Below are 658 nucleotides of genomic sequence, written 5' to 3'. Positions count from 1 at the left end.
TTCTTTTGCTTCTATCAAATAGAGCTTGGTACTGGAAGATACTCCTTTACTGGTAGTATCAGTTTTGCATATCTCTACTTCCCGGTACCTGATTTCTATCTTCGCCTTTCTTTTTGGCCTTTTTCCTTTGGCATCCACCAATATTTCATAATCACCCTGGGGCTGCTGATCTGAGAGGCAGTTAAACAGTTTACCCTTATCTTTCAGGGTCCTGTTGGTCCTGGCCCTTATCAAAAGGTCTGTCTTTGAATCAGGTACAACTGCAAACTGCTCATATATATCCCCTTCACGGTCCTGTATGATAACCATTCCCTCAACGGTGGGTGAGAGTGCTTTTTTGGTGTTATTGGATACCTCAATCCATTTATAGGATTCTTTCTCGGTAATGGGCAATTTGCTGTATTCACGCTCAAATTTTGAACGGAACTCCAGTGGCCTGTTCCATACCTTGATATCGGCATAGCCATATGGGGTACCGTCACATGCATCAAGCACAAGGCTTGGATGGAGCATAAAGCCTAGCCCATGGTCACCCTTTGCATTTGTAGTACCGATAAAAGTATCCTTCCTTATCCTATTACGGTGGCTACCAAGGTTTATTTCGGTGCTGTCCTGGATGCAAACAACGTACTTCCCATGGCTGGCGGCCTGGCAATTA

At 44.4% G+C, this 658-nt stretch carries 1 pseudogene; it reads right to left on the bottom strand.

The annotated features are described in order from the left end of the window. A pseudogene (locus R2S57_RS30395) lies at window positions 1-513 on the bottom strand (hypothetical protein); the annotation flags it as partial. Between the last annotated feature and the right edge of the window lie 145 nt (window positions 514-658).

The organism is Pedobacter psychrodurus (assembly GCF_032678585.1).
GTDB lineage: Bacteria > Bacteroidota > Bacteroidia > Sphingobacteriales > Sphingobacteriaceae > Pedobacter > Pedobacter psychrodurus_A.
This window is presented reverse-complemented; position numbering and strand designations above follow the sequence as displayed.